The sequence below is a fragment of the Achromobacter sp. ACM01 genome, from assembly GCF_014851745.1.
In the GTDB taxonomy this organism is placed as follows: Bacteria; Pseudomonadota; Gammaproteobacteria; order Burkholderiales; family Burkholderiaceae_B; genus Achromobacter; species Achromobacter aegrifaciens.
Genome location: NZ_JACVAF010000002.1, coordinates 675099 through 700879, shown reverse-complemented (window position 1 = coordinate 700879; position 25781 = coordinate 675099). Strand labels below are relative to the sequence as shown.

At 67.4% G+C, this 25781-nt stretch carries 22 protein-coding genes; 15 read left to right on the top strand and 7 right to left on the bottom strand.

The genetic code is table 11. The features are described 5' to 3' along the window. Nucleotides 1-52: 52 nt before the first annotated feature. Nucleotides 53-988, top strand: a complete 936-nt coding sequence (locus IB268_RS11685; RefSeq protein ID WP_175162814.1) for a hypothetical protein — start codon at nucleotides 53-55, stop codon at nucleotides 986-988. 10 nt (nucleotides 989-998) lie between these two features. On the opposite strand, the gene ilvA is transcribed toward IB268_RS11685, so the two are convergent. Further along, the gene (gene ilvA / locus IB268_RS11680) at nucleotides 999-2585 is read right to left on the bottom strand and encodes a threonine ammonia-lyase, biosynthetic (protein ID WP_119451545.1); all 1587 of its coding nucleotides are present in this window, start codon (nucleotides 2583-2585) and stop codon (nucleotides 999-1001) included. Between the two features lie 516 nt (nucleotides 2586-3101). Here ilvA and IB268_RS11675 point away from each other — a divergent pair. Beyond that, on the top strand, nucleotides 3102-5330 hold the full coding sequence (locus IB268_RS11675; RefSeq protein ID WP_192354272.1) for an NADP-dependent isocitrate dehydrogenase: 2229 nt from the start codon (nucleotides 3102-3104) through the stop codon (nucleotides 5328-5330). A 74-nt stretch (nucleotides 5331-5404) separates the two neighbouring features. Here IB268_RS11675 and IB268_RS11670 read toward each other — a convergent pair whose 3' ends face one another. The 4 genes from IB268_RS11670 to IB268_RS31040 form a co-directional block, all read right to left on the bottom strand. Then, nucleotides 5405-7015, bottom strand: coding sequence for a glycosyltransferase family 39 protein (locus IB268_RS11670; protein WP_192354271.1), 1611 nt, complete (start codon nucleotides 7013-7015; stop codon nucleotides 5405-5407). A gap of 189 nt (nucleotides 7016-7204) precedes the next feature. After that, on the bottom strand, nucleotides 7205-8002 hold the full coding sequence (fetB, locus tag IB268_RS11665) for an iron export ABC transporter permease subunit FetB (protein ID WP_054454515.1): 798 nt from the start codon (nucleotides 8000-8002) through the stop codon (nucleotides 7205-7207). Then, nucleotides 7993-8619, bottom strand: a complete 627-nt coding sequence (locus IB268_RS11660; RefSeq protein WP_054454517.1) for an ATP-binding cassette domain-containing protein — start codon at nucleotides 8617-8619, stop codon at nucleotides 7993-7995. The genes fetB and IB268_RS11660 overlap by 10 nt, the downstream gene beginning before the upstream one ends. A 94-nt stretch (nucleotides 8620-8713) precedes the next feature. Continuing rightward, nucleotides 8714-8908 (bottom strand): hypothetical protein, encoded by a 195-nt coding sequence (locus IB268_RS31040; RefSeq protein ID WP_225591359.1) that lies wholly within the window; start codon nucleotides 8906-8908, stop codon nucleotides 8714-8716. A gap of 394 nt (nucleotides 8909-9302) precedes the next feature. Here IB268_RS31040 and IB268_RS11650 point away from each other — a divergent pair, with 394 nt between their 5' ends. From IB268_RS11650 to IB268_RS11590, 13 genes are all read left to right on the top strand, one after another. Next, nucleotides 9303-10670: a lysine N(6)-hydroxylase/L-ornithine N(5)-oxygenase family protein gene (locus tag IB268_RS11650; RefSeq protein WP_054454518.1), complete on the top strand. Its 1368-nt coding sequence runs from the start codon at nucleotides 9303-9305 to the stop codon at nucleotides 10668-10670. A 17-nt stretch (nucleotides 10671-10687) separates the two neighbouring features. Beyond that, nucleotides 10688-11293, top strand: a complete 606-nt coding sequence (locus IB268_RS11645) for a GNAT family N-acetyltransferase (RefSeq protein ID WP_175162821.1) — start codon at nucleotides 10688-10690, stop codon at nucleotides 11291-11293. Further along, complete coding sequence (locus IB268_RS11640) at nucleotides 11290-13146, top strand: IucA/IucC family siderophore biosynthesis protein (RefSeq protein WP_054454522.1); 1857 nt, start codon at nucleotides 11290-11292, stop codon at nucleotides 13144-13146. The genes IB268_RS11645 and IB268_RS11640 overlap by 4 nt, the downstream gene beginning before the upstream one ends. Next, nucleotides 13104-13889, top strand: coding sequence for a siderophore ferric iron reductase (locus IB268_RS11635; RefSeq protein ID WP_054454523.1), 786 nt, complete (start codon nucleotides 13104-13106; stop codon nucleotides 13887-13889). The genes IB268_RS11640 and IB268_RS11635 overlap by 43 nt, the downstream gene beginning before the upstream one ends. 37 nt (nucleotides 13890-13926) lie before the next feature. Further along, complete coding sequence (locus IB268_RS11630; RefSeq protein WP_054454525.1) at nucleotides 13927-15093, top strand: aromatic ring-hydroxylating dioxygenase subunit alpha; 1167 nt, start codon at nucleotides 13927-13929, stop codon at nucleotides 15091-15093. A gap of 103 nt (nucleotides 15094-15196) precedes the next feature. Further along, nucleotides 15197-16168: a helix-turn-helix transcriptional regulator gene (locus IB268_RS11625; protein WP_054454527.1), complete on the top strand. Its 972-nt coding sequence runs from the start codon at nucleotides 15197-15199 to the stop codon at nucleotides 16166-16168. A 177-nt stretch (nucleotides 16169-16345) separates the two neighbouring features. Next, entirely contained in the window at nucleotides 16346-17536 is a 1191-nt protein-coding gene (locus tag IB268_RS11620) for a multidrug effflux MFS transporter (protein WP_192354464.1), read from the top strand. Between the two features lie 104 nt (nucleotides 17537-17640). Further along, nucleotides 17641-19857: a TonB-dependent siderophore receptor gene (locus tag IB268_RS11615; protein ID WP_082401008.1), complete on the top strand. Its 2217-nt coding sequence runs from the start codon at nucleotides 17641-17643 to the stop codon at nucleotides 19855-19857. Between the two features lie 20 nt (nucleotides 19858-19877). Continuing rightward, on the top strand, nucleotides 19878-20948 hold the full coding sequence (locus IB268_RS11610; RefSeq protein ID WP_175180904.1) for an ABC transporter substrate-binding protein: 1071 nt from the start codon (nucleotides 19878-19880) through the stop codon (nucleotides 20946-20948). Then, entirely contained in the window at nucleotides 20941-21930 is a 990-nt protein-coding gene (locus IB268_RS11605; RefSeq protein WP_054454533.1) for an iron ABC transporter permease, read from the top strand. The genes IB268_RS11610 and IB268_RS11605 overlap by 8 nt, the downstream gene beginning before the upstream one ends. Then, the gene (locus IB268_RS11600; protein ID WP_175180903.1) at nucleotides 21927-22961 is read left to right on the top strand and encodes an iron chelate uptake ABC transporter family permease subunit; all 1035 of its coding nucleotides are present in this window, start codon (nucleotides 21927-21929) and stop codon (nucleotides 22959-22961) included. The genes IB268_RS11605 and IB268_RS11600 overlap by 4 nt, the downstream gene beginning before the upstream one ends. 8 nt (nucleotides 22962-22969) lie before the next feature. Next, nucleotides 22970-23755 (top strand): ABC transporter ATP-binding protein, encoded by a 786-nt coding sequence (locus IB268_RS11595; protein WP_225591358.1) that lies wholly within the window; start codon nucleotides 22970-22972, stop codon nucleotides 23753-23755. 16 nt (nucleotides 23756-23771) lie between these two features. Then, complete coding sequence (locus IB268_RS11590) at nucleotides 23772-24182, top strand: hypothetical protein (RefSeq protein ID WP_192354269.1); 411 nt, start codon at nucleotides 23772-23774, stop codon at nucleotides 24180-24182. Nucleotides 24183-24244: 62 nt separating this feature from the next. Here the strand turns inward: IB268_RS11590 and IB268_RS11585 are convergent, their stop codons facing one another. Both IB268_RS11585 and IB268_RS11580 read right to left on the bottom strand, forming a co-directional pair. After that, nucleotides 24245-24997, bottom strand: coding sequence for an amino acid ABC transporter ATP-binding protein (locus IB268_RS11585; RefSeq protein WP_192354463.1), 753 nt, complete (start codon nucleotides 24995-24997; stop codon nucleotides 24245-24247). Between the two features lie 22 nt (nucleotides 24998-25019). Then, the gene (locus tag IB268_RS11580) at nucleotides 25020-25673 is read right to left on the bottom strand and encodes an amino acid ABC transporter permease (protein WP_054454544.1); all 654 of its coding nucleotides are present in this window, start codon (nucleotides 25671-25673) and stop codon (nucleotides 25020-25022) included. Nucleotides 25674-25781 lie beyond the last annotated feature (108 nt).

The window sequence follows — 25781 nt, the reverse complement described above, 5'->3', positions numbered from 1 at the left end:
TCCCTGGCGGTGGTATATATAGACCCGTCCAGCCACACCAGGGAGTCCGACCATGGCGCGTCGACGCAGCCTCGCGTTTCTGCTCAGCATGCTTGCCGCGCCCGCGGGCGCAGACGTGGTCTACGACAACCATGGACTGGTGGTCGAAGCCGCCACCGGCAGCCGCAGCGACTGGAACACCGGCCAGCGGCAGACCACCCGCGCCACCACCATCACCTACCGGGGCCAGCCGCTTTGCGGCAAGGACGTCGGCGCCCTGCTCTATCCCGATGGCCAGCGCATCGAGGCCCGCGCCTTCTTCTGCGCGTCCACCGCCAAGGCCTTGGAAACGGACGCCGTGCTGGCCTACTTCACCAGTTCCAGCGCCAATACCGTGCTGGCGCAACTGCGCGTGGCCAACGGCGCGCTGCGGGTCGAGCGCCTGGCCTTGTCCGCCAAGCCCGAGCGCGACCGCATCTCCACGACCCGCTTCGAAGACGCGCGCCTGCCCGGCTGGACACGCGTCCAGACTTCCTGGAACGAAACCGTGATGATCCGCCACGCGCCGCTTGCCGCCCTGAACCTGGGCCCGGGCAAGCTGCTGGACGTGGCCGACGGCGTGGCCTACCTGGCCGTGCCGCCAGGCAGGGACGTGATCGAGATCGAGCCCACCAAGCAGGTCAAGGATGCCGATGGCTATCTGCAGATCGTGCCGGCCATCACCAAGTTCGTGGACACTCCGGTGGCGTTCCGCGCGGTGCGCATGAGCGACGGGCGCGAACTGGCCCGCCTGGATTTCAAGGACCCTTGCCTGCGCCTGCCCGCGATCCAGTTCGACCGGCCGGACGCGCTATCCAAGACGTCGGCAGCGCCCGACGTGGCCTTCGACGACGTGCCGGCCTGGCGCGCCGCCACCCTGCAGCTGACGCAGGCGGCGCAGGGGCGCGCCGCGCTGCGCCTGCAGCCGGGCGTGGCCCTGCCGCGCAAGCCTGGCTGCGCGCCGGGTTGATCTCGCCCGCTCAGATCAGGAACTGGCGATAGGCCTCGTTGGCGGTTTCTTCGGTATGGGCGTAGCCCAACTGCCGCAGGAATGCGTCCAGCGCGGCGCTGTCCGCCAAGGGAGCCTGGATGCCGACCAGCGCTGAGCTGAACTCCGTGCCCTGGTTGCGGTAGTGGAACAGGCTGATGTTCCAGTTGGGCGCCATCTCGGACAGGAACTTCATCAGGGCGCCGGGACGCTCAGGAAACTCGAAGCGGAACAGGCGCTCGCCGGCTGCCAGCGGCGAGCGGCCGCCCACCATGTAGCGGATGTGCTGCTTGGACACTTCGTTGTTGCTCAGGTCGCCGACGGAGAAACCCTGCTCCTGCAGCGCCGTCATGATTTCCGCGGCGTCGCCGCGCCGCGAGATCTGCATGCTGACGAAGATGTGAGCGGTACGCGCATCGGCGATGCGGTAGTTGAATTCCGTCACGCTGCGCTGGCCGATCACGCTGCAGAAGCGGCGGAAGCTGCCGCGCTCTTCCGGCACCGTCACGGCAAAGACCGCCTCGCGGGCTTCGCCGACCTCGGCGCGGTCCGCCACGAAGCGCAGGCGGTCGAAGTTCATGTTCGCGCCCGAGGTCACCGCCACCATGGGCAGGCCTTGCACGCCTTCGCGTTCCACGTACTTCTTCAGCCCGGCCACTGCAAGCGCGCCGGCCGGCTCCAACACGCTGCGCGTGTCCAGGAATACGTCCTTGATCGCCGCGCAGACCGCGTCCGTATCCACCAGGATGATCTCGTCCAGGTGTTCACGGCACAGGCGGAAGGTCTCCTCGCCCACCAGCTTGACCGCCGTGCCGTCCGAGAACAGGCCCACCTCGGGCAGGTTGACCCGTTCGCCCACCTGCATGGACAGCGACATGGCGCAGGAATCCTCGGTCTGCACGCCGATGACCTTGACGCCCGGATCCACCGCCTTGATGTAGGTCGCCACGCCCGCGGCCAGCCCGCCGCCGCCGATCGGCACGAAGACAGCATGCAAGGGGCCCGCGTGCTGGCGCAGGATCTCCATGCCCACCGTGCCCTGGCCGGCGATCACATAGGGATCGTCAAAGGCCGGGATGAAGGTCAGGTCCTGCGCGCTGGCCAGCTTCTGGGCGTGGCCGTAGGCATCGCTATACGAATCGCCCGCCTGCACCACCGTCACCGTGGGGCCGCCATGCGCCTTGACCGCATCCACCTTCACCTGCGGCGTGGTCTGCGGCACCACGATGATGGCGCGCACACCCATCCTGGCCGCCGAGATCGCCACGCCCTGCGCATGGTTGCCGGCGGACGCCGTGATCACGCCGCGATCCAGCGCGGCCTGCGGCGTATTGCGCATCTTGTTGTAGGCGCCGCGCACCTTGAAGGAAAAGACCGGCTGATTGTCCTCGCGTTTGAAGTAGACCGGATTGCCCAGCCGGGCCGACAGGCCGCGGGCGCGGTCCAGCTCGGTTTCGCGGGCGATGTCGTAAATGCGGGCGGTCAGGATCTGCCTCAGGTATTCCATCGGCGTAGCCCGGCCGTCCTGGAATGCGGTCGGCGTGGCGGTTTGCTGGCTGGCTTGCGGGGTGTGGTGCATCTGGCTCTCTGCTTCGGTGTGCTTGCCCGGCAGAGGCGGCCACAAAAAACCCGCCTCGTGGGGCGGGTGGCTGTGACTGTTGCGGTCGCGCGCTAACCCACCATTCCAGGAATGATGGTAATAATCAGCGAAATGCGGACGGCGCGGAAATTCATGGGGACGTAGCTTCCTCCTTGTGCGGCGCTTTGTCAAACGGGCAATCGGCCATGGCGCGCCTGATTTAATATGTCCCCGTTTAATTTGGCGCCATTATGGCCACATCCCGGCCGAATCCGCGGGTTTTTGCTGCGCAGCAGGCGTAGCGCGGTATTACAATGGAAGGTTCGTGGCAGTCGCACTTCCCCAAATCAAAAAAGGGCAGGCGCCAGCCATGTTGGGTATACGCCTTCCGACCAGGTCCTGGACGCGTCCGCGTGCTTGCCCATACGAACCCACTCTCCGACAACATCTACCGGCTTCTGGCCGCATAGCATGTTCGGGTTTGCGCCTAGCGCCTGCCGAACAGATTCAAGGATCATGTCTCTTACTCCGAAGATTATCTATACCCTCACCGATGAAGCTCCGGCGCTTGCAACCCGTTCGCTGCTGCCCATCGTCCAGGCTTTCGCAAAGCCCGCAGGCATCACGGTCGAGACCCGCGACATCTCGCTGGCCGGCCGCATCATCTCGGTCTTCCCCGACTACCTCGAAGACAGCCAGAAACTGGGCGATGCCCTGTCGGAACTCGGCGCCCTCGCCGTGCAGCCCGAAGCCAACATCATCAAGCTGCCCAACATCAGCGCGTCCATGCCGCAGCTGAAGGCGGCCATCAAGGAACTCCAGGACCAGGGCTACAAGCTGCCCGACTACCCGGACGCCCCCGCCAACGACACCGAGCGCGACGTCAAGGCCCGCTACGACAAGGTCAAGGGCAGCGCCGTGAACCCGGTCCTGCGCGAAGGCAACTCCGACCGCCGCGCCCCGCTGTCCGTCAAGAACTACGCCCGCAAGCACCCGCACAAGATGGGCACCTGGTCGGCTGACTCCAAGTCGCACGTCGCCCACATGAGCGAAGGCGACTTCTACGGCACCGAAAAGTCGGCGCTGATTTCGGAAGCCGGCGACGTCAAGATCGAACTGACCGCCGCCGACGGCGCGAAGACCGTCCTGAAGGAAAAGACCCCGGTCAAGGCCGGCGAGATCATCGACGCCGCCGTGCTGTCCACGGCCAAGCTGAAGTCCTTCCTGCAAGCCCAGATCGACGATGCCCGCGCCACCGGCGTGCTGTTCTCGGTGCACCTGAAAGCCACGATGATGAAGGTCTCCGACCCGGTCATCTTCGGCCACGTCGTGTCCGTGTTCTACAAGGACGTGCTGGCCAAGCACGCCGACGCGCTCAAGCAAGCGGGCTTCGATCCCAACAACGGCATCGGCGACCTGTACGCCAAGATCCAGTCCCTGCCCGCTGACAAGCAGGCCGAGATCACCGCTGACATCGACGCCGGCTACAAGACCCTGCCGCAGCTGGCCATGGTGAACTCCGACCGCGGCATCACCAACCTGCACGTGCCCAGCGACGTCATCGTCGACGCGTCCATGCCCGCCATGATCCGCGACTCGGGCAAGATGTGGAACGCCGAAGGCAACCTGCAGGACGCCAAGGCCGTGATCCCCGACCGCAGCTACGCCGGCGTCTACCAGGCCGTCATCGAAGACTGCAAGCGCAATGGCGCCTACAACCCGGTCACGATGGGCAGCGTGCCCAACGTCGGCCTGATGGCCCAGGCCGCCGAGGAATACGGCTCGCACAACAAGACCTTCGTCATCCCGGCTGCCGGCACCGTGCGCGTCACCGACGCTTCGGGCAAGGTGCTGCTGGAACAGGCCGTCGAAGCCGGCGACCTCTGGCGCATGTGCCAGACCAAGGACGCCGCCGTGCAGGACTGGGTCAAGCTGGCCGTCACGCGCGCCCGCGCCACCAAGACGCCCGCCGTGTTCTGGCTGGACGAAAACCGCGCCCACGACGCGCAGATCATCGCCAAGGTCAAGCACTACCTGAAGGACCACGACACCAGCGGCCTGGATCTGCGCATCCTGAGCCCGGTGGAAGCCACCAAGTTCTCGGTCAAGCGCATCCGCGAAGGCCTGGACACCATCTCGGTGACCGGCAACGTGCTGCGCGACTACCTGACCGACCTGTTCCCCATCATGGAACTGGGCACCAGCGCCAAGATGCTGTCGATCGTGCCGCTGGTCGCCGGCGGCGGCCTGTTTGAAACGGGCGCGGGCGGTTCCGCCCCCAAGCACGTGCAACAGTTCCTGGAAGAAGGCTTCCTGCGCTGGGATTCGCTGGGCGAGTTCATGGCCCTGGCAGAATCGCTGGACCACCTGGGCCGCAGCTACGGCAACGCCCGCGCACAGGTCCTGGCCAAGACCCTGGACCTGGCGACCGCCAAGTTCCTGGACGAGAACAAGTCGCCCGAGCGCAAGGTCGGCGGCCTGGACAACCGCGGCAGCCACTACTACCTGGCCATGTACTGGGCCCAGGCCGTGGCCGCGCAGACTGACGACCGCGAACTGGCTGCCCTGTTCGCGGCGCCGGCCCGCGCGCTGGCCGACGGCGAGGACAAGATCCTGGCCGAACTGAAGGCTGCCCAGGGCAAGCCCGTCGACATCGGCGGCTACTACCAGCCCAACGAAGCCCTCGCCAGCCAGGCCATGCGCCCCAGCGCCACGCTGAACCAGGCCCTGGCCTCGATCGGCTAAGCGCCTGCCGCGCATAGCGGCAAGTAAAAGGCCGGCAGCCCTCGGGCAGCCGGCCTTTTTTCATGCGCTCGGATTCAGGGCCCGGGCTGCGGCATTGGGGTCGGATTGGCGGACGGCAGACCGGCGCACGCACGCTGGCGGAACGCCGCGTCCACGTCGATGCGCCAAATACTCCGCTTCTCGCTTGCAAGCCGCGCGGCCACGCCGTTGAGTACGGGATATCGTCCGCCGTCCTCCTTCTGGCCCCAGATCCAGAAACGCGCCCCGTCGGCGGCCTCGCACATGCGCAGACGCAAGTCCTGGTCGTCGATCAGCACGCGCTTGCCCGTGGCCGGATCGAATTGCGCCGCGTCGTACAGCTCCTTGCGCCAGTTGTCCCGCTTGGGGATATCGGGGTTCCGCCAGTCGTCGACGATCCAGGCGGGCTCGCGGGCCTGGGTATAGAAACCCAGGTCGAAGGGCAAGGCATGCAGCGCGACCTGTATGTCTTGCGGCTGCATTTCGCCGCGCAGTTCCCGCGCCTGCGGCCCCGCGCTGCCGCGCGGATTCGACGCCCCGACGATGACCGCGGCCAGGCAGATCACGGCCGACACCCCGGCGGCGATCCAGACGCCCCTGCGCTTGCCCGCCGCCCAGGCAGGCGCGATACGCTCGCTGACCAGGAACGCCAGCGGCGGAAACACCGGCAGCACATAGCCGATCAGCTTGGAATGCGGGATGGAAAAGAACACGATCACGACCGCCATCCAGATCGCCGCCAGGCGGCGCAGGCCCTGCGGATCGGTCTCGCGCCAGTAAGACGGCCTGAAGACCGACGCGCCCCAGATCGACCACGGCAGCGCCAACCCCGCCACGATGGGCAGGTAGAACCAGAACGGCTGCGCGTTGTTGAAGCCTCCCTGCGAAAAACGCTCGAACTGCTGGTAGACGAAGAAGTACTGGTAGAAGCCGGGATAACGCAGCTCCATCAGCCAGAACCAGGGCACCGCCACTGCCGCGAACGCCAGCAAGGCTGGCACCCACAGCAAGGCGCGCACGCCGGGCCAGTCGCGGCGCAGCAGCAGCCAGGCCAGCACGATCGCGCCGGGCAGCGCCACTCCGATCAGTCCCTTGGCCAGCACCGCCAGCGCAGCCAGCACGCCCGTGGCCACCGACATCGCGCGGAACGGGCGCCCCGCGGCGCGGCGCAAGACGGTGTCGGCGGCTGCCAGCACGCACAGCGTGATCATGCTGGCCACCAGCATGTCCATATTGGCGAACTGGGCGGCGCCGAAGAACAGCGGCATCATGCCCAGGATCACCACGGCCCAACGCGCTTGCGCGGCATTGCGGTAGCGCGCCACGAAGGCATAGAGCCCGGCGCCCGCGCTCCAGGCGCCCAGCAGCGACGGCAGCCGCGCACTGAATTCGTGCACGCCGAACAGCACATAGCTGATCTGGGCCAGCCAGTAATACAGCGGCGGCTTGTGGAAGTACGGCATGCCGTCAAGCAGCGGCACCATGGGCGAGCCGCTGCGCAGCATCTCCCAGGCCACTCCGGCGTAACGGCCTTCGTCGGGCAAGGTCAGCCAGCGGGCCCAGGCCAGCGCGCCCAGCCAGAGAGCCAGGCACGCCAGCACCAGCCAGCCTGGAAAGGCAGCGCGGCGCGCCGCAGGCGCCATCGATGCGGTCATGGAAACGTTCATGCCCGGCGCTCCGGCAAGGCGCGCGCAGAGAGGCGGCGCTGAGCGGAAGCAAGCTGCTGCGGGGGCGCTGCGGAATGGGAAGCAAAAGGCATGGGGATCCGGAAAAGGTTCAGGAAAATGCAAGATTTCGCGCAGTATCGCCAAGCGCGCGTCAAGCTTTCATGAAATTTCCGGAAAAGCCGCCGCTTCCTAGGACGGATGCAGCCGGTCCAGCCTGAGCCGCCCGCGCTCGTCGGTCAGGCGGCGCATGGCGCCGTAGGCTGCGGCGATCGCCGCCATGCCGCTGGCGCCGCACAGCAGGAACATCAGCAGGATCTGGTACTTGGCGGCCTCGATCGGATCCATGCCGGCGATGATCTGCCCGGTCATGATGCCCGGCAGCGTGATGATGCCGGCGGCCGACATCTGGTTGATGCTGGGCACGATGCCGCGCCGCACGGATTCGCGCAGCAAGGACGAAAATGCCTCGTGCACGGTCGCGCCCAGCGCCAGCCTCGCTTCGATCGCCAGCTTTTCCCGGCGAGCGCCGGACAGCACCCCGTCCAGCGCCAGGCTGGCGGCGTTGAGCACGCTGCCCAACACGATGCCGATCAGCGCGATGGTGTAGCGCGGGTCGTACCAGGGGTCCGGACGCAGCGCCGTGTTCAGGATGAACAGCACCGTGATGACCGTGGTCCCCGCCACCGCCATCGCGCCGACCCAGCCGTTTCCGCGTTGCGTCAGCCTGGCCTTCGGGCGCGCGGCGACCTCCCTGGCCGCCAGCGCCATCATCACCGCCACCACCAGCGCCGTCAGCCACGGGGCGGCGTGCGCGAACACGATGCGCAGAATGTGGCCGACCAGCAGCAGCTGCACCACGGTGCGCAGCGCGGCCCACAGTACCTGTCGCTGCAGGTTCAGGCGCAAGGCGAAGGAAATGCCGGCGCTGAGCAGCACCAGCAGCGAGGCTATGGCCAGGTCCGAGGCCTGCAGCTTGATCACGTCCATAGCGGCTCCAACCTGCCTTGTTCCATGCGCCAGGAACGCCGCGCAAGCCGTTCGGCCTGGGCTGGACTATGGGTCACCATCAGGATCCCCGCCCCGCCCTCCAGGTAGCGCCGCAGCTCCGCTTCGACCTGGTCCGTGGCCGCCTGGTCCAGCGCCGCGGTCGGCTCGTCCAGCAGCAGCACGCGCGGCGCCAGCGCCAATGCGCGCACCAGGCCCAGGCGCTGGCGTTCGCCCGTGGACAGTTCATGCACCAAGGCGTCCAGCTTGTCCGCGGACAGCCCCAGGCGTTGCATGATGGCCAAGGCCCGGGCGCGGTCCGTGAAATGCCGCGCGACCAGGTCGTCCCACCAGCCGGCCTCGGCCTGGCAGTACATGACCTGCCGGCGCCATTCGTAGCCCCGCATGCCCGAGCGCGGCCGGCCATCCAGCAAGGCCTCGCCATGCCCGGGGTCCAGATCGGCGGCCTGGCGCAGCAACAGGGATTTGCCTGAGCCCGAAGGACCCATGATGGCTGCGCACTCGCCCGCGGCGAGATCCAGGCTGACGGGAGAGAGGCGTTCGCTGTAGATGCCGCGCAGCGTGAACAGCGGCCCTGGTTCAGACGTAATGGTCGGCATGGGTATCGATCTTAGACCGTAAATGCGCGAGGCTGGTCCAAGGCAATGGCCAGCCGGCCCGATTCGATGTCCTCGCGCGCATGTGTGTCTTGCATCAGCGCGATGCCCTGCCCCGCGGCGGCAGCAGCAGCAGCAGCAGCAGCAGCAGCAGCAGCAGATCGTCCTCGTAGCTCGGGCCGCGCTGCGCTTCCTTCCTGGCGTCCACGCAGTGCGCCTGCAGCCACAAGGGCCAGTCCGCGCGGTCGGAATCCTGCAGCAGCGGGTACTTCAGGCAGTCTTCGGGCCGCACGATGGGGGGCCTTGCGCCAGCATGGCGGGGCTGGCCACGGGCAGTAGCAGCAGCACCGGCGGCATCAGCCGGAAGGCCGACAGCCCGGGTAAAGCCCCAGGCCATGCCGCAACGCCACGTCGATGCGGTCGCGCTTGAAATTGACCAATTTTGACGATGCAGCCACGCGAACCTCGCTGTCCGGATGCAAATAGCTGCGCTTATCTGAAAAATCCAAATCCGATGAGGCTCCCTATGCGATACGCCACGCTGCATATGGGTGCCGCCTGCAACACACAGGCAAGACACCGCAATAAATCGGCATTTGCTAGAGTGATCATATTGAAAATGATAATCATCCCCAGAAGAGAATCATGTTCACGCAATGCCGGCTCCGGCAAAAGGCAGATCCCATATGAACCGTGAAATCCATGACTTCGCCGCCATCGGTCTTGGCCCGTTCAACCTCAGTCTCGCCTGCCTGGCCGCGCCCTTGTCCGGCGTGCGCGCGGTTTTCCTGGACAAGAAGCCAGGCTTCGATTGGCACCCCGGAATGCTGATCGAGGACTCCACCTTGCAGAACCCCTTTCTGGCGGACCTCGTGAGCCTGGCGGACCCGCGTAGCGAATACAGCTATCTGAATTACTGCAAGCAGACCGGGCGCATCTATTCCTATTACATGCGCGAAAACCACTACCTGAACCGGGCCGAGTACAACCGCTACTGCAAATGGGTCGCGGCCCGCCTGCCGAACCTGCGCTTCAATCACGACGTGCAGAGCGTGCTGCACGATCCAGACAGCCGCGCCTACCTGGTGACCGGCCAGCATGCCGTCAGTGGCGAACGCTTCATGGTCCGCTGCCGCAAGCTGGTGTTGGGACTGGGCACGCAACCCCAGCTGCCTGAATGCTGCGATCCGCGCACCGCGCCCTACATCCACAGCGCGGACTACTTGCGCCACAAGCCCCAGCTGCAGCGCAGGCAGGGCATCACCATCGTCGGCAGCGGACAGAGCGCGGCCGAAGTGTTCCACGACCTGCTGCGCGACAGCGCCAAGCACGCCTACAGCCTGACCTGGATCACCCGCTCGCCCCGCTTCTTCCAGATGGAGAACACCAAGCTCACGCTGGAGCTGATCTCTCCCGACTACACCGACTATTTCCACGACCTGCCCGAAGCCCGGCGGCGCGAGATGCTGCGCCAGCAAAGCAGCCTGTACAAGGGCATCAACGCCTCGCTGATCAATCAGATATACGACCTCCTGGACGAGAAGATCCGCGCAGGCGACCGCCGCTACACGCTGCTCACCAGCGCGGAACTGCGCGCCAGCCGGCATGAGCGCGCCACGGGCCGCTACCATCTGGACTTCATGCACGTTGACACCGGCCAACCGTTCAAGCACGTGACGGACGGCCTGGTGCTGGCCACCGGCTACGCCCCGCGCATCCCCGCCTGCGTCAACCCCATCAGCGACCGGATCGCCTGGGATGAAAACGGCGGCTACCGCATCGCCCACAACTACGCCGTGGACCGCGCCGGCACGGAGATCTTCGTGCAGAACACCGGGCTGCTCAGCCATGGCGTCACGAATCCCGACCTGGGATTCTGCTGCTACCGCAATTCGCAGATACTGCGCGACCTGACCGGCGTGGAGCACTACGCCATCGAGCCTCGCACCGCACTGCAGGACTTCCGCCCGCCGGCGAACGGCGTACTGGCGCACCGCCTCGGCATGCCGGAGCCGATGCCCATGATGGACGGCCATCGGGCCGCCACCATCTGATCTTGCGGGGAGCCAGCATGCTCACGATGACAGCCACCTTTCTGGGCGAGGTCGTGCGCCAGTCGCGCGACCATTACGACGAGGGCCGGGGACTCGCCTTGCGCCCCCTGGTTCCGGATGCGGACGCCGCGCTGCTGCGGCATTGGTTTTCCATGGACTACGCGCGCTTCTGGTCCATGCAGCGGCACAGCGAGGACCAGGTGCGCGACTTCTATGACGCCCTATGCGGCAGCGGACACGCCAGCGCCTGGCTCGGCAGCCATGAGGGACAGCCAGCCTTTCTGGTGGAGTGCTACGACCCCGCCCGCGACGAAGTCGGCGAACACTACGCGGTGCGGCCAGGCGACCTCGGCATGCATCTTTTCATCGGCCCGCCGCGCTTGCGGATTCCCGGCTTCAGCCGGCAGGTGTTCGCCTTCGTGATGCGCTTCATGTTCGACCGGCTGGATGCCGCGCGCATCGTGGTCGAGCCCGACGCGAACAACGCCAAGATCCACGCGCTCAATCTGGCCATGGGATTCACCTATGCAGGCCAGGCCCGATTCCGCGACAAGACCGCCAGTCTGGCGTTCTGCACACGTACACAGTTCGAACAGGTCCAATACCAGGAGTCGACCCCATGAATCCGCATGCCACCACTCATCCCGCGCAGGTCGCCAGCCATCTGGAGCCGGAAGTCTGGGCCAAGGTCAACCGCCTGCTCGTGCGCAAGGCCATCTCCGAGTACACCCATGAAGGCCTGCTGCAACCCGAACGCCTGGGCCCGGCGGACACGCCGGGGTTCGACCGCTATCGCCTGGCGCTCGCGGACGGCCGCGTCGAGTACCGCTACGACGCGCAACTGATGGCCATGCGCCACTGGCGCATCCGCGCGGAATCGATCGCCAGGACCACGGCCGGCGCGCCCGCGCCCCTGGACGCCCTGCAGTTCGTGATCGAGATCCGCGACAAGCTGCGCATTCCGGAAGACCGGCTGCCGATCTATCTGGACGAAATCGCCAGCACGCTGCACGGCGCCGCCTACAAGCACACGCGCGCTTGCCTGCCCGCCCCCGAACTCGCGCTGGCCGACTATCAGACCATCGAAACCTCGATGATCGAAGGACACCCCAGCTTCGTCGCCAACAACGGCCGCCTGGGTTTCGACGCCGAGGACTACCACGCCTATGCGCCGGAGGCCGCTGCCCCGATCCGCGTGATGTGGCTGGCGGTGCACAAGGACAACGCGCATTTCGCCTGCCTGTCCACCATGGACTACGCCAGCCTGTTGCGCGGCGAACTCGGCGAGGACGCCGTGGCGCGCCACGCCGCCACGCTGCAAGACCAGGGACTGGACCCCGCCGACTACTACTTGATGCCGGCGCACCCCTGGCAGTGGTTCAACAAGCTGTCGCTGGCGTTCGCACCCTATGTGGCCGAACGCAAGATCGTATGCCTGGGTTACGGCGAAGACGACTACCTGGCACAGCAGTCGATACGCACCTTCTTCAACATCAGCCAGCCGGGCAAGCATTATGTGAAGACCTCGCTGTCGATCCTGAACATGGGTTTCATGCGCGGGTTGTCGCCCTATTACATGTCGGGCACGCCCGCCATCAACGAATACATCCACGGCCTGATCGAGTCCGACCCTTGGCTGCGCGCCAATGGCTTCACCATCCTGCGCGAGGCCGCCAGCCTGGGATTCCGCAACTACTACTATGAAGCTGCGATTTCCGTCGACACGCCCTACAAGAAGATGTTCTCGGCGCTATGGCGCGAGAATCCGCAGGCGCTGATCGGTCCCGGCGAACGGCTGATGACCATGGCCGCGCTTCTGCACGTGGATCCGCAGGGCCTAGCCCTGCTGCCCGCGCTGATCCGGGCCTCGGGGCTGAGCGCCGCCGCGTGGCTGGAACGCTATGTGGATGCCTACCTGACGCCGCTGGTGCATTGCTTCTACACCCATGACCTGGTGTTCATGCCGCATGGCGAGAACGTGATCCTGGTGATCCGGGACCATGTGCCGGTGCGCGCCTTCATGAAGGACATCGCCGAGGAATCCTCCATCCTCGACCCGCAGGCCGACCTGCCCGAGAACGCGCGGCGGCTGGCGGCGGACGTGCCCGAGGAATACAAGCTCCTGACGATCTTCGTCGACGTGTTCGAGGGCTACTTCCGCCATCTGTCCCAGATCCTGGCCGACACCGGCCTCATGCAGGAGGACGATTTCTGGGAGCTGGTCGCGGGCCGTATCGCCGCCTACCAGCAGGCACATCCGCAGCGGCTCGAAAAATACCGCCGCTACGACCTGTACGCGCCGGACATGATCCACTCGTGCCTGAACCGCCTGCAGCTCGCCAACAACCTGCAGATGGTCAATCTGGCCGATCCCATCGGCAGCTTCCAGATGGCGCCCAGGCTGCCCAACCCCGTGGCACCTTACCGGCCGCAATGGCTGGACCGGACTGCCGACGCCGCGCAGGCCCTTGCGTGACCCGCGAACTGGACGATCTGCTCGCGCTGGCGGGCCGCCTCGCGCCTGGCCTTGACGGGCGCGTGGGCCCGCCAGCCGCGCCCGGCATCCGTCCGGGCGCGAGCAACGCCGACGCCATCGCGCGGTTGCGCGACTGGTGGCGCGAACGCCATCCAGAAGCCGGCCAGCACTACCTGGCGCTGCGCTGCTGGGGCCTGTTGATCTGGCAGCCCGTGTACCTCTGCGTAATCGCCGCGCATCGCAGCGCCATCGTCCCGGACCTGACCCGGCTCAGCCAGCCGGTCGCCAACGGCTTCATCGCCGGCTACACCATGGAACGCCATGAACCCCTGCGCGGCGGCCTGGAGGCGCGGCTGGACGCGGCCGCCACGCAGCTGCGCGAGATCGGCGCCCTGTTCCAGCGCGAGCTGGGCGCGGCGCTGCGCCTCAATCCGCGGGCCACCGCCTGCATGCAGGCCGACTGCGTCCTGTCCGCCCTGTTGGCGGCTCGAACGGGCGTGAGCGCCGCCGACAATGCCTGGGCCACCGCAGCCGCGGCCGATTGGCTTGCGCGCCTGGGCATCGCGGGCAGCAGCGGCTACCTGAACTATCAGCGGCGGTCGCTACCGGCCATCGCCGTGGACCGGCAGGTCTGCTGTCACCACTTCCGCAGAAGCGACGGCGACTACTGCAGCACCTGCCCCAAACTGGATATTGCCGAACGCATCGCCCGGATCGACGCCGAGAGCGTCGAGCCCGCCTGACGGGCGGCCGCCTTGCGCAAGGCACAAGGAGTCGGACATGACGGACATAGGCCGCCTTGCACACGTCGAGCAGGCGCTCAGCCCGCTGCACGTGCGGGCATATTTCGACGAAGACCTGTACGCCCGGGAACAGGAGGTGATATTCAAGCGCTCGCCGCTGTATGTCGGGCACGAAAAAGCCGTGCCCGAATCCGGCGACTGGCGCAGGCTGCCGCACGAGGAAGGCGGGCGCGTCCTCGTGCGCGGCGCCGACGGCGTGGAACTGATATCCAACGTATGCCGCCACCGCCAGTCGCTGATCCTGGGCGGCGAGACAGGCGCCGTCGCCGGGCCGGGCAAGCCGGCGGGCAATCTGTCGGCCACGGGCGGCAACATCGTCTGCCCGCTGCATCGCTGGACCTATGACAATCGCGGCCAGATCCTGGGCGCGCCGCAATTCCCCAGCACGCCCTGCCTGAACCTGCCGCGGTTTCCCCTGAAGCGCTGCCACGGCCTGCTATTCGAGGGGCCGGGCGACCCGCTAGCGGACCTGGGCGACCTGTTCGCCCGGCCCGAGTTCGACTTCTCGGACTATGTGCTGGACCACGTCGAAGTGCACCAATGCAACTACAACTGGAAGACCTTCATCGAGGTCTATCTGGAGGACTACCACGTCGGGCCGTTCCACCCCGGGCTGGGGCGCTTCGTCACCTGCGAGGATCTGAGCTGGGAGTTCGGCAAGCGCCGCAGCCTGCAGCGCGTGGGAGTGCACGACGCCCTGGAGAAGCCCGGTTCCGACGTATACCGCGACTGGCACGGCACCCTGATGCGCTACCGCGACGGCGCGCCTCCGGATTTCGGCGCGATCTGGGTGACCTACTTTCCCACCCACATGATCGAGCTCTACCCGCACGTGCTGGTGCTGTCCACGCTCTACCCCAAAAGCCCGCAGGAGACGGTCAACATCGCCGAGTTCTACTATCCCGAGGAAATCGCCCTGTTCGAACGCGAATTCGTCGAAGCGCAACGCGCGGCCTACATGGAAACGGCGGTCGAGGACGACGAAATCGGCGAGCGCATGGATGCCGGCAGACGCGCGCTGCTGCGGCGCGGCGTCAGCGAGAGCGGCCCGTACCAGTCTCCCATGGAGGACGGCATGCTGCACTTCCACGAGTGGTATCGCAACATCATGGGCGAGCATTTGGGCGATTGCGCCGCGCCCTGAGCGCCGCTGCCAGACCGTTGAATAAATGCGAATATATGCTATTCTCATTTAGACCCCGCCGCTTCCCCTGGCCGACGTCCGGGGGGCTCAACCCGCCGTGCGAGTGACGCCATTGAATCCCTCCTTCCCCGCAGTCCGATTCACCGTCGCCGACTTCAACCGCCTGGGCGGCCATAACGGTTTCCGCTACCAGTTGCCCGGATTCCAGGCCGCTAGCGCCGACCCGGACACCGTCTGCATCGCCGAAGGCCGCGTCGAGGAACATGCCATCCGCCCCGGCCTGACGCTGGTCATGTCCGACGTGCTGGTTCATCACCACTACGAATCGACCTCGGTCATGACGCCGCGCTTTTCGGCCATCGTCATGCTCCAGGGCCAGGCTCAGGCGCGCGTCGGCCACCACGACGACCTGCCGCTGGTCGCCCAAAGCGGTATCAGCGCCGCCTACGGCGATACGGTCGCTATGACCGGCATCCACCGTGCCGGCCAACGGCTGCGCAGCGTCAACCTGTCGCTGTCCGAGCCGGACGCCGCGGACGACGACCCGATCAGCGATCGGATCCGCAAAGTCCTGCGCACGCCCGCCTTCCGGCTGCGCCGCTGGCAGGTGCAGGCGCATCTGATGCAGTCCATCGAACATCTGCTGGAATGCCGTTGGGACGACCCGCTGTGCGCCATGCTGCGCGAAGGCGTCGGCGCGCAGCTTCTGGCCCATGCGTTGGCTGCGCTGGACCAGCAGGAGCCCGAACCCGGCACGCTGTCGCAGCGCGACCGCCAGTTGCTTGAGCGCGTGCGGGAACGGCTGCACAGCGCGCCTGGCGAAGAGCACACCCTGGATGATCTGGCGAAACTGGCCTGCATGAGCCCCAGCACCCTGCGCGCCAAGTTCCGCGCCGCCTATCAATGCTCCGTGTTCAGCTGGCTGCGCGAGCGCCGGCTGGAGGTCGCCCGCGAGCAATTGGCTCGCGGCTGCAGCGTGCAGCAGGCCGCGCACTGCGTGGGCTATCGGCATGCCACCAATTTCGCCACGGCGTTCCGCGAGCGCTATGGCGTCGCGCCCAGCGAACTGAACTGAACGGGGCTGCCGTGAGCGCCCCGGCCCGCGGCTTTCGGCAGCATCCATTGTTCTTGCGGCATTGCCCATTCATCCGACCGCGGCTGGCGGGCGACCATGAGGCCACGCTTCCCGCCCCGGGAAGCTCCTGCCCCGGACGCTCCCGTGCCCAGCCCCGACAAACCGACTTCCTTTCCCATGATGGTGCTGATGCTGGGCCTGCTGGCCTGCGTGGCGCCCGCCACCATCGACGCCTATCTGCCCGCCTTCGCCGCGCTGGAGCGGGAGTTCGGCGTGCCGCAAGAAACCGTGCAGCTGACCCTGGGCGTCTACATGTTCTGCTACGCGGCGATGCTGCTGCTGCATGGAACGCTGTCGGATTCGCTGGGCCGGCGCCGCGTCATCCTGGCGACGCTGGTTTTCTACATCTGCGGCAGCGCGCTGGCCGCCGCCGCGCCGAGCTTCGGCTGGCTGTTGGCCGCGCGGACGTTGCAAGGCCTGTCCGCAGGCGCCGGCATCGTGGTGGGCCAGGCCATCGTGCGCGACTGCTACGAAGGGCCGGCGGCGCAACGCGTCATGTCCTATCTCATCCTGGTGTTCAACCTGTCGCCGGCGTTGGCGCCCATCATCGGCGGCCAGTTGGCGGCGCAGCTGGGCTGGCGCGCCGTCTTTGTGATGCTTGCCGCCCTGGCCGCGACGGCCTGGGCGCTATGCGCCTGGCGGCTGCCCGAAACCCTGCCCGCCAGCCGGCGCCGGCCGCTGTCCGGGCGTGCACTGGCTGGCGGCTACGGCGCGCTGCTTGCGGACCGGCGATACGTCGCGCTCGCCGCCGCCTTCAGCCTGATCTTCGCGGCCCAGGGCTTGCTCATCGGCGCCGCACCAGACTTCATTGCCAACGTCCTGGGCCTGCCCGTAACGGATTTCGCATATCTGTTCGTGCCGCTCGTGATCGGCGCCATGGCGGGCGCGCTGTTCGCGGCGCGCAAGGCCGGACGCTGGACGGATCAACGCATCACCTGGCTGGCGTACCTGCTGATGGGCGGCAGTTGCCTGGCAAGCGTCATGTATGCCGCTGGCGCCGGGCGACCCGCCCTGCCCTGGGCGGTCATCCTGCCCGCCATCTATACCTGCGGCCTGGCCATGTGCGTCCCGGCCATGACCCTGCACATCCTGGCCCGTGCGCCAGGGCTGTCCGGCACCGCCGCTTCGGTGCTCGGCTTCGCCCAGATGCTGGCCTTTTCGGTCGCCAGCGGCTGGGGCGTGCCCATGGTCTATGGCAAGCCCCTCGGCCTGGCGCTTGCGATGCTGGCCTGCGTCGCCGCAAGCGCGGCAGGCTGGGCCTGGCTGCAACGGCAGTCCGCGCCTTTGGCGAACGCCCGCTCGGGTTGATGCGGCGGCGTTCGGCATACGCATCGCATCTTCCGGCATACATTCAAGTCTCCAGCAAAAACAATAATTCTCATTACCAAATTTTTCAGCCGGAGCTTGTGTTCATGTCCCCCGCACTGTCCCCGCCGCGCGCGCTTCCGCGCCGGGCGAATCTGCTTGCCCTGGCCGTCCGCGCGGCCTTGCTGTGCTCAGCCTTGCCCTACCACGCCGCCAACGCGCAATCCAGCGTCTCATCCGGCGCCGACCAGCCCGCCGAGCTCCCGGCCGTCACGGTTCGGGGCGCCGGCATACCCGGCACCACCGAAGGCACCCATGCCTACAACACCGAGGCCATGAGCACCGCGACCGGCCTGACGCTGTCGCCGCGGGAGACCCCGCAATCGGTCAGCGTGGTGACCCGCCAGCAGATCGAGGACCAGGGACTGCAGGACACCGGTTCCATCCTGGCCAGCGCGCCCGGCATCTCGGTCACGCGCAGCGACAGCAACCGCCTGTCGTTCTCGGCACGCGGCTTCGCGATAGACAACTTCCAGTTCGACGGCCTGAACGCCCCGATCCTGAGCCAATGGAACTATGGCTCCACCGACATGGACGCCGCCATCTACGACCGCGTGGAAATCGTGCGCGGCGCCACCGGCCTGATGACCGGCTCGGGCAATCCGTCCGCCGCGGTGAACTTCATCCGCAAGAAGCCGCTGCGCGAGTTCGCGCTGTCCGGCAGCGCCAGCGCCGGCAGCTGGGACTACGTGCGCGGCGACGCCGACCTGTCGGTGCCGCTGACGGAGAACGGACGCGTCCGCTCGCGCTTCGTCGCCGCCTACAGCCAGGGCGACAGCTACGTCACCTTCCTGGATTCGCGCAAGCGCACGCTGTACGGCGTCATCAGCGCCGACCTCACGCCCGACACGCTGCTCACCGTCGGCTTGGAGTATCAGCGCAACCAGGGCAACGGCTTCGGCAGCGGTTTCCCGCTGTTCTATTCGGATGGCTCGCGCACCGACTTCAACCGGTCCGTGGCCAACAATACGCGCTGGGCGCGCATCGATACCGAATCGACCACCACCTTCGTGGACCTGAGCCACCGCTTCGCCAATGACTGGAAGGCGCGCGCCGCCTATAGCCACAATGAGGGCGAGTACCGCATGAAGCAGCTTTACCGCGGCGGCTATCCGGACCGGACCAGTGGCACGGGCATGAGCAGCAGCTTCAACAACTACGATGGCGACCGCTCGCGCGACGATATCAACCTGACGCTGTCGGGCCCGTTCCAGCTGTTCGGCCGCAAGCACGAACTGGCCCTGGGCTGGATGAGCGTGAACGACCACAGCGACATCGGCCAGTACCTCATGGTCGGCGCCAAGCCCGCCATCGGCAGCTTCTTCGACTGGCGCCAGGACCATATCGCCGAACCGGCCTGGTCCAGCCGCAAGACGCCAGCGGACGACATGCGGGTCAAGCAGACCGGAACCTACGCCGTGGGCCGGTTTTCGCTGGCCGATCCGCTGCACCTGATCGTGGGCGGACGCTGGAGCAATTGGGAGACGAACCAGACCTACTTCGGCAGCAAGCGGCAATACAAGATCAACGACCAGTTCACGCCCTACGCCGGCCTGATCTACGACATCAACAAGACCTACACGGCCTACGCCAGCTACACCGAGATCTTCCAGCCGCAGAACGCACGCTCGCCCAGCGGTTCCATCCTGCCGCCGATCGACGGCAAGAGCTACGAGATCGGCCTGAAGGCTTCCTACCTGGACGGCCTGCTCGACGCGGCCGTATCGCTGTACCAGACTCGCCAGAACAACCTGGCCCAGGCCATTCCCGGCGAGTCGGTCATAGGCATGCCCGGCACGCAGGCCTACCGCGCCGTATCCGGCGCCAAAGTCGAGGGCTTCGAACTCGAAACCACCGGGCAGATCATGCCCAACTGGAACATCGCGGCCAGCTACACGCACTTCACCGCCAAGGCCGCCGACGGCAAGCCCATCAACACCAGCCATCCGCGTAGCCTGTTCAAGCTCTACACCACCTATCGCCTGCCCGGCGACCTGAACCGGCTGACGGTCGGCGGCGGCGTGGACTGGCAAAGCCGCATGTACCAGTCCGCCGCCAGCCCGCGCGGCAACGTGGAAGTGGAACAAGGCAGCTACATGCTGGCGAACCTGATGGCGCGCTACGAGTTCAGCAAACAGGTCTCGGCCACTCTCAACGTCAACAACCTGTTCGACAAGAAGTATTACGACCAGATCGGCTTCTTCAGCCAGGGCTGGTGGGGCGCGCCCCGCAACGTGATGCTGACGCTCAGGGCCCAATATTGATCGGAGAAACTGCCGGCACGATGCGTCTTAGTCTTCCTCGTTTCAAGCATGCAATTCTGCGGGCCGGGGCAGCCTGCCTGGCCGCGCTCGCCCTGGCGGCCTGCGACCGCGCCGCCGACGCGCCGGCCGCGCCAACGCCGCCGGTCGCCCAGGCCGATGGTTTTCCGGTCACGATAGACGGCGCCCTGGGACGGGCCGTCATCGCGGCGCCGCCCAAGCGCGTGGTCACGCTGGGCCTGGGCGCCGACGATCTGGCGCTGTCGCTGGGTGTGGTGCCGGTGGGCGTGGGCCGCGCCGACTGGGGCGGCGACGCCGACCACTACTGGCCCTGGGTGCGCGCCGCGATCGAGGCCCGCGGCGCACCGCTGCCGCAGGCCATCGCCATGTTTCCGGAGCTGGACGTCGAAGCCATCGTCGCGCTGCGGCCGGACGTCGTGCTGGCGCCTTTTTCCGGGGTCAGCGCCGAAGCGTATGCACAGCTGTCGCGGCTGGTGCCGGTGGTGGCCTATCCGGAGCAGCCATTCCTGACTCCGGTGGATACCCAGATCGACCTGATCGCCGCCGCGCTGGGCCGGCGCGAACAGGCTGCGGTGCTCAAGGCGCAGATCGGCGGCACACTGGCGCAGGCCGCACAAGACCACCCCGTGCTGGCCGGCAAGACCTTCGCCTATGTGCGGGCCGACCTGGGTTCGGGCAATTTCGCGGCCTATGTGGCGGGGGATCCGCGCGTGGACACGATTGCCGCCATGGGCCTGAAACTGGCGCCGTCCATGCAGGGCCTGCACGCCAGCGCCGGCCATTTCGCCCACTACCTGGGTTTCGAGCATGCCGATGCGCTGGGCGACGTCGACGTGCTCGTGTCCTGGTTCTATACCCCCCAGGAACGCGATCGGACCGCGGCGCTGCCGCTGTACGCCTCCATCCCCGCCGTGAGGCGCGGCGCCTACGTGGCGCTGAGCGACCCGGCGCTGATCATGGCCTCGTCCTCGGGCACGCCGCTGGCCGTGGCCTGGATGCTGGGCAGGCTGGCGCCGGCCTTGGCCGCGGCAGCCGAGCGGGCCGAAGCCGGACCCGGCGCCCAGCATGAATAAGCCGTCCCGTGCCGCCGGCCTGGGCGCGGCCTGTCTGCTGCTCGCCGCCGCCATCCTGGGCAGCCTCTGGCTCGGTTCACGCAACCTGTCGCCCGGCTCGGTCTGGCAAGCCCTGTTCCGGCCCGATGACAGTTACGCCGCCCTGGTGGTCGCCTCGCGCGTGCCGCGCACCTTGCTGGCCGTGCTGACCGGGGCGGCGCTGGCCGTGGCCGGCGCGCTGATCCAGGCCCTGACCCGCAATCCGCTGGCAGAGCCCGGGCTGTTGGGCGTCAACGCCGGCGCCGCCGCCTCCATCGTGACTGCCGCCCTCGCGCTCGGCGGCCTGCCGGCGCATCCGTTCTGGGCGGCCCTGCCCGGCGCACTGGCCGCGGCAGTGGCCGTATACCTGATCGGCGCGGGCGGCCGGGGCCTGCAGCCGGTGCGTTTGATCCTGGCCGGCGCGGCGGTCAACGCGGTGCTGTTCGCCTACGTGCAGGCCGTGGCCCTGCTGCGCGAGGACATTTTCGACGCCTATCGATTCTGGGCCGTGGGCTCGCTGGCGGGACGCTCCATGGCCGAAGCGGCCCGCGCCGCCCCCTACATCGGCGCCGGCCTGCTGCTGGCGCTGGCGCTGGCCCGGCCCCTGAACGTCCTGGCGCTGGGGCAGGCGCTTGCCCGGGCGCTCGGCGTGCGTGCCGGGTGGTACCGCGCGCTGGGCCTGCTCGGCGTGGCCGTCCTGGCCGCCGCCGCCACCGCTGCCGCGGGTCCCATCGCCTTCGTCGGCCTGGCCGTTCCGCATATCGCCCGCCGTATCGGCGGTCCCGACCTGCGCTGGCAACTCGTCTACTGCCTGCTGCTGGGCCCCATCCTGATGCTCGCGGCCGACGTCCTGGCGCGCCTGCTGCGCGCGCCGGCAGAGTTGCTGACCGGCGTGGTGGCCGCGTTCCTCGGCGCGCCGTTCCTGCTGGCGGCCTTGCACCGCCAGCCCGGGAGCCGCCCATGAGCGGCCAGCGGCGCACGTTGCGCGTGGGCACCTGGCTGTCGCTGCCCTACTCGCCACGCGCGCTGGCCTACGCCTTGTTGCTGACGGCGCTGGCCGTTGCGTCGATTGCCGGCGCCCTGTTGGCGGGAGAGCAAGGACCCGCCTGGTCCCGGATGGGGCGCATCCTGGCGGGCGGCGGCACGGCGGTCGAGCACTGGCTGGTCTATACCGTCAGGCTTCCCCGCGCCGTGGCCGCGCTTGGCGCCGGCGCCGCGCTGGCCCTGTCGGGCGCACTGTTCCAAAGCATTACCCGCAACCCGCTGGGCAGCCCCGACATCATCGGCCTCACCGCGGGCGCCTCCGCAGGCGCGGTGGCGGTGACGATGGTCTGGCCGGGGGCGATGCCGCTAGCCTGGGGCGCCGCGGGCGGCGCGCTGCTGGCGACGGCGGGCGTCTGGTTCGGATCCGGCGCCGGGTTCTCCGCGCCCCATCGCATGGTGGTCGCCGGCATTGCGGTGGCCGCCATCGCCTTCGCCTTCGTGCAATACGGCCTTTCCAACCTGCGCCGCGAACAGGCGCATCTGGCCGCAACCTGGCTCAACGGCAATCTGGCCGGCAAAACCTGGAACGATGTCGCTCTGATCGGCGCCGCCTGCGCGGTGTTGCTGCCCTTGGCGCTCGGCCTGGGCGCGCGCCTTCGGCTGCTGGAAATGGGCGACGATGTGGCGCACGCCTTGGGCATCGCACCCGGACCCAGCCGGCTGGCGGCGACGCTGCTGGCCGTGCTGGCCACCGCCGCGGCCGTCAGCGTGGCCGGTCCCATCGCCTTCATCGCGCTGGCGGCCCCGCAGATCGCGCGCCGCTGCGTCCCGGCTAGCGGCCCGCAACCGCTGTTGGCCGCATTGACCGGCGCCGTGCTGTTGGCGGGTGCCGATCTGCTGTCGCGTTCCGCTGGGGCCAACGGCTTGCCGGTAGGCGTTCTTACCGCCGGGATCGGCGGCCTCTATCTCGCATTTCTGCTGCTGCTCGAATGGCACAAGGTCTCGACGTGACTTCCGCAATGCCCACGCCCGTCCTCCAGCTCCGGGACGTCAGCCTGTCCTACGGCGCCCGCCGCGTGCTGGACGGCTTGACGCTGGACATTGCGCCGGCCTCGTTCACCGTGATCCTGGGCCCCAACGGCTGCGGCAAATCCACGCTCTTGCGCGTGTTGGGCGGCGCCCTGCGTCCCGGCCATGGCCATGCCCTGCTCGACGGCGCCGACCTCGCCAGCTTGCGCCGAAAAGCGGTGGCGCGCCGCCTGGCCTACTTGCCGCAGAACCCGGTTGCGCCCGAGATGGTCACCGTGCGCGACCTGGTCGCCCGCGGCCGCTATCCGCATCAGTCCCTGTTGCGGCAATGGTCGACGGCGGACGCCAGCGCCGTCGACGCCGCCCTGGCGGCGACCGATCTGGACGGCCTTGCGGCAGAGCCTGTGCACACGCTTTCCGGCGGCCAGCGCCAACGCGTCTGGCTGGCGTTGGTGCTAGCCCAGGAAGCCGACATCATGCTGCTAGACGAACCCACCACGTTCCTCGACATCCGCCATCAGCTGGACCTGCTGGAGCTGTGCGGCCGGCTGCACCGCACCGGGCGCACCTTGGTGGTGGTGCTGCACGACCTCAACCTGGCCTTGCGCTACGCCGAAAGGATCGTGATGATGCGCGATGGGCGCATCGCGGCGCACGGCGATGCCGCTTCGGTCGTGACCGAGGACATGATGCGCCTAGTCTACGATCTGGATTGCCGCGTCATGCCAGACCCCGAGACTGGCAGCCCCATGGTCGTACCCCGGCGCGCGCGCTAGCTTTTCAGGAGTGTCAATGGAAGTTTCCTTGAGTGGAAAAATGGGCGGCCCCGAGGCCGGCGTGGCCTGGCTCGCGGGAATCGTCCTGCTGCGACCCAGGCTGAAGTCCGCGCTGGCCGACCTGGAGGTCACCGGCCTGCAGACCATCGACATCGAGTTGTGGATCGGCGGCAGCATCACCGACTACGGACCAGAAGGCTTTTCCTCCACCGCCAGGTACTACGCGAAAAAGGAGTCCTTGTTGCTTGCCATCTCCGTACCCAAGACGGTGGCGGCGGCCTCCCCGCAAGAGCGGCCGGAACATACCGTGGAGGACTGGCTGGCCGACGGCTTCCGTTCCGCCCAGCTCCCGCGCAGCGCCCAGAAGCTGCCCTTTGCGCTCATCGCAGAGACGGTCTGCTCTTCCCTGGGCACCTCCCGGCAATGACAAGCACCGCTGAGAAATGAAAAAGCCCGCCTGAGCGGGCCTTGTCCTGCAACGCAGACGCCTCAGAGCATATGCGCCAGGAACTCGCGGCTGCGCGCCTCTTGCGGGGCGCGGAAGAAATCCGCCGAAGGCGCTTCCTCGATGATGCGGCCTTCGTCCATGAAGATGACCCGGTGCGCGACTTCGCGCGCAAAGCCCATTTCATGAGTGACGACCAGCATGGTCATGCGTTCGTCGGCCAGCTGCTTCATGGTGCGCAGCACTTCGCCGGTCAGTTCCGGGTCCAGCGCCGAGGTGGGCTCGTCGAACAACATGATGTCCGGCTCCATGGCCAGCGCGCGGGCGATCGCCACGCGCTGCTTCTGGCCGCCGGACAGGCGCGTCGGATAGTTGTCGCGCTTGTTCAGCAGGCCGACCTTGCGCAGCAGCTCTTCCGCCTTGGGAACGATCTGGGCGCGGCTCATCCCCTTGACGGTGATGGGCGCCTCGATGATGTTCTGCAGCACGGTCATGTGCGGGAACAGGTTGAACGACTGGAACACCATGCCCATCTTGCGGCAGATACGGCGCACGTCGGCGTCGCTGGCGTACTGGCTGCGTGCGCCCGGCACGGCGCGGGCCATGGCCTCGCCTTCGACCTCGATGCTGCCCTCGTCTATGGTTTCCAGGTGGTTCAGGCAGCGCAGGAAGGTGCTCTTGCCGGAACCGGACGGCCCGATCACGGCGACCACCTCGCCCTGGCCCAGGCTGAGCGATACCCGGTCCAGCACGCGGTTGGAGCCGAAGGATTTGATGATCTCGCGGGCCTCGATCATGACGGGACGCGCGGACGGAGAATTACTGGTCATATTTGGCATAGCGCTTTTCCATGTGCTGGAAGAACCACGTCAGGATCAGCGTCATGATGAGATAGAAGGCGGCGGCAACCAGGAACGGCGTGGTCGTGAAGTCGCGCTGCACGATGCCGCGCGCGGTGCGCAGGATGTCGTTGAGCGCCAGCACGTAGATGAGAGAGGTGTCCTTGACCAGCGTGATGGTCTCGTTGCTCATGGGCGGCAGCACCCGCTGCACCATCTGCGGCAGCACGATGCGGCGCAGGGTCTGCAGATAGGTCATGCCCAGGACCTTGCTGCCCTCGTACTGGCCGCGGTCCACCGACTGGATGCCGGCGCGGAAGATCTCGGCGAAATAGGCCGCGTAGTTCAGCGCGAAGGCCACCACGGCGGCGGGAAAGTCCGGCAGACGGATGCCGATCACAGGCACGAACGGCAGCGCGAAGTAGATGAACAGCATCTGCAGCATCAGCGGCGTGCCGCGCATGAGCCAGATGTAACCGTTGACCAGGCTGCTGGCCAGCCGCCATTTGGAAATCCGCACCAGCGCCAGCACCAGGCCCAGCGGGACGGCCAGCGCCAGCGTGATGAAAAACAGCGTCAAGGTGACTTTCGCGCCTTGCGCCAGTGGCCCCAATAGGGAGAGTACGTAGTCCATGCTTGGGTTCGCGCCGTCAGCGTCCGCGGACGCCAGGGCAAGATCGTTTCATGAGTAAGCCCGCCTGGCGCATGGCGCCGCGGCGGGCTGCGAAATACAGGCCGGGAC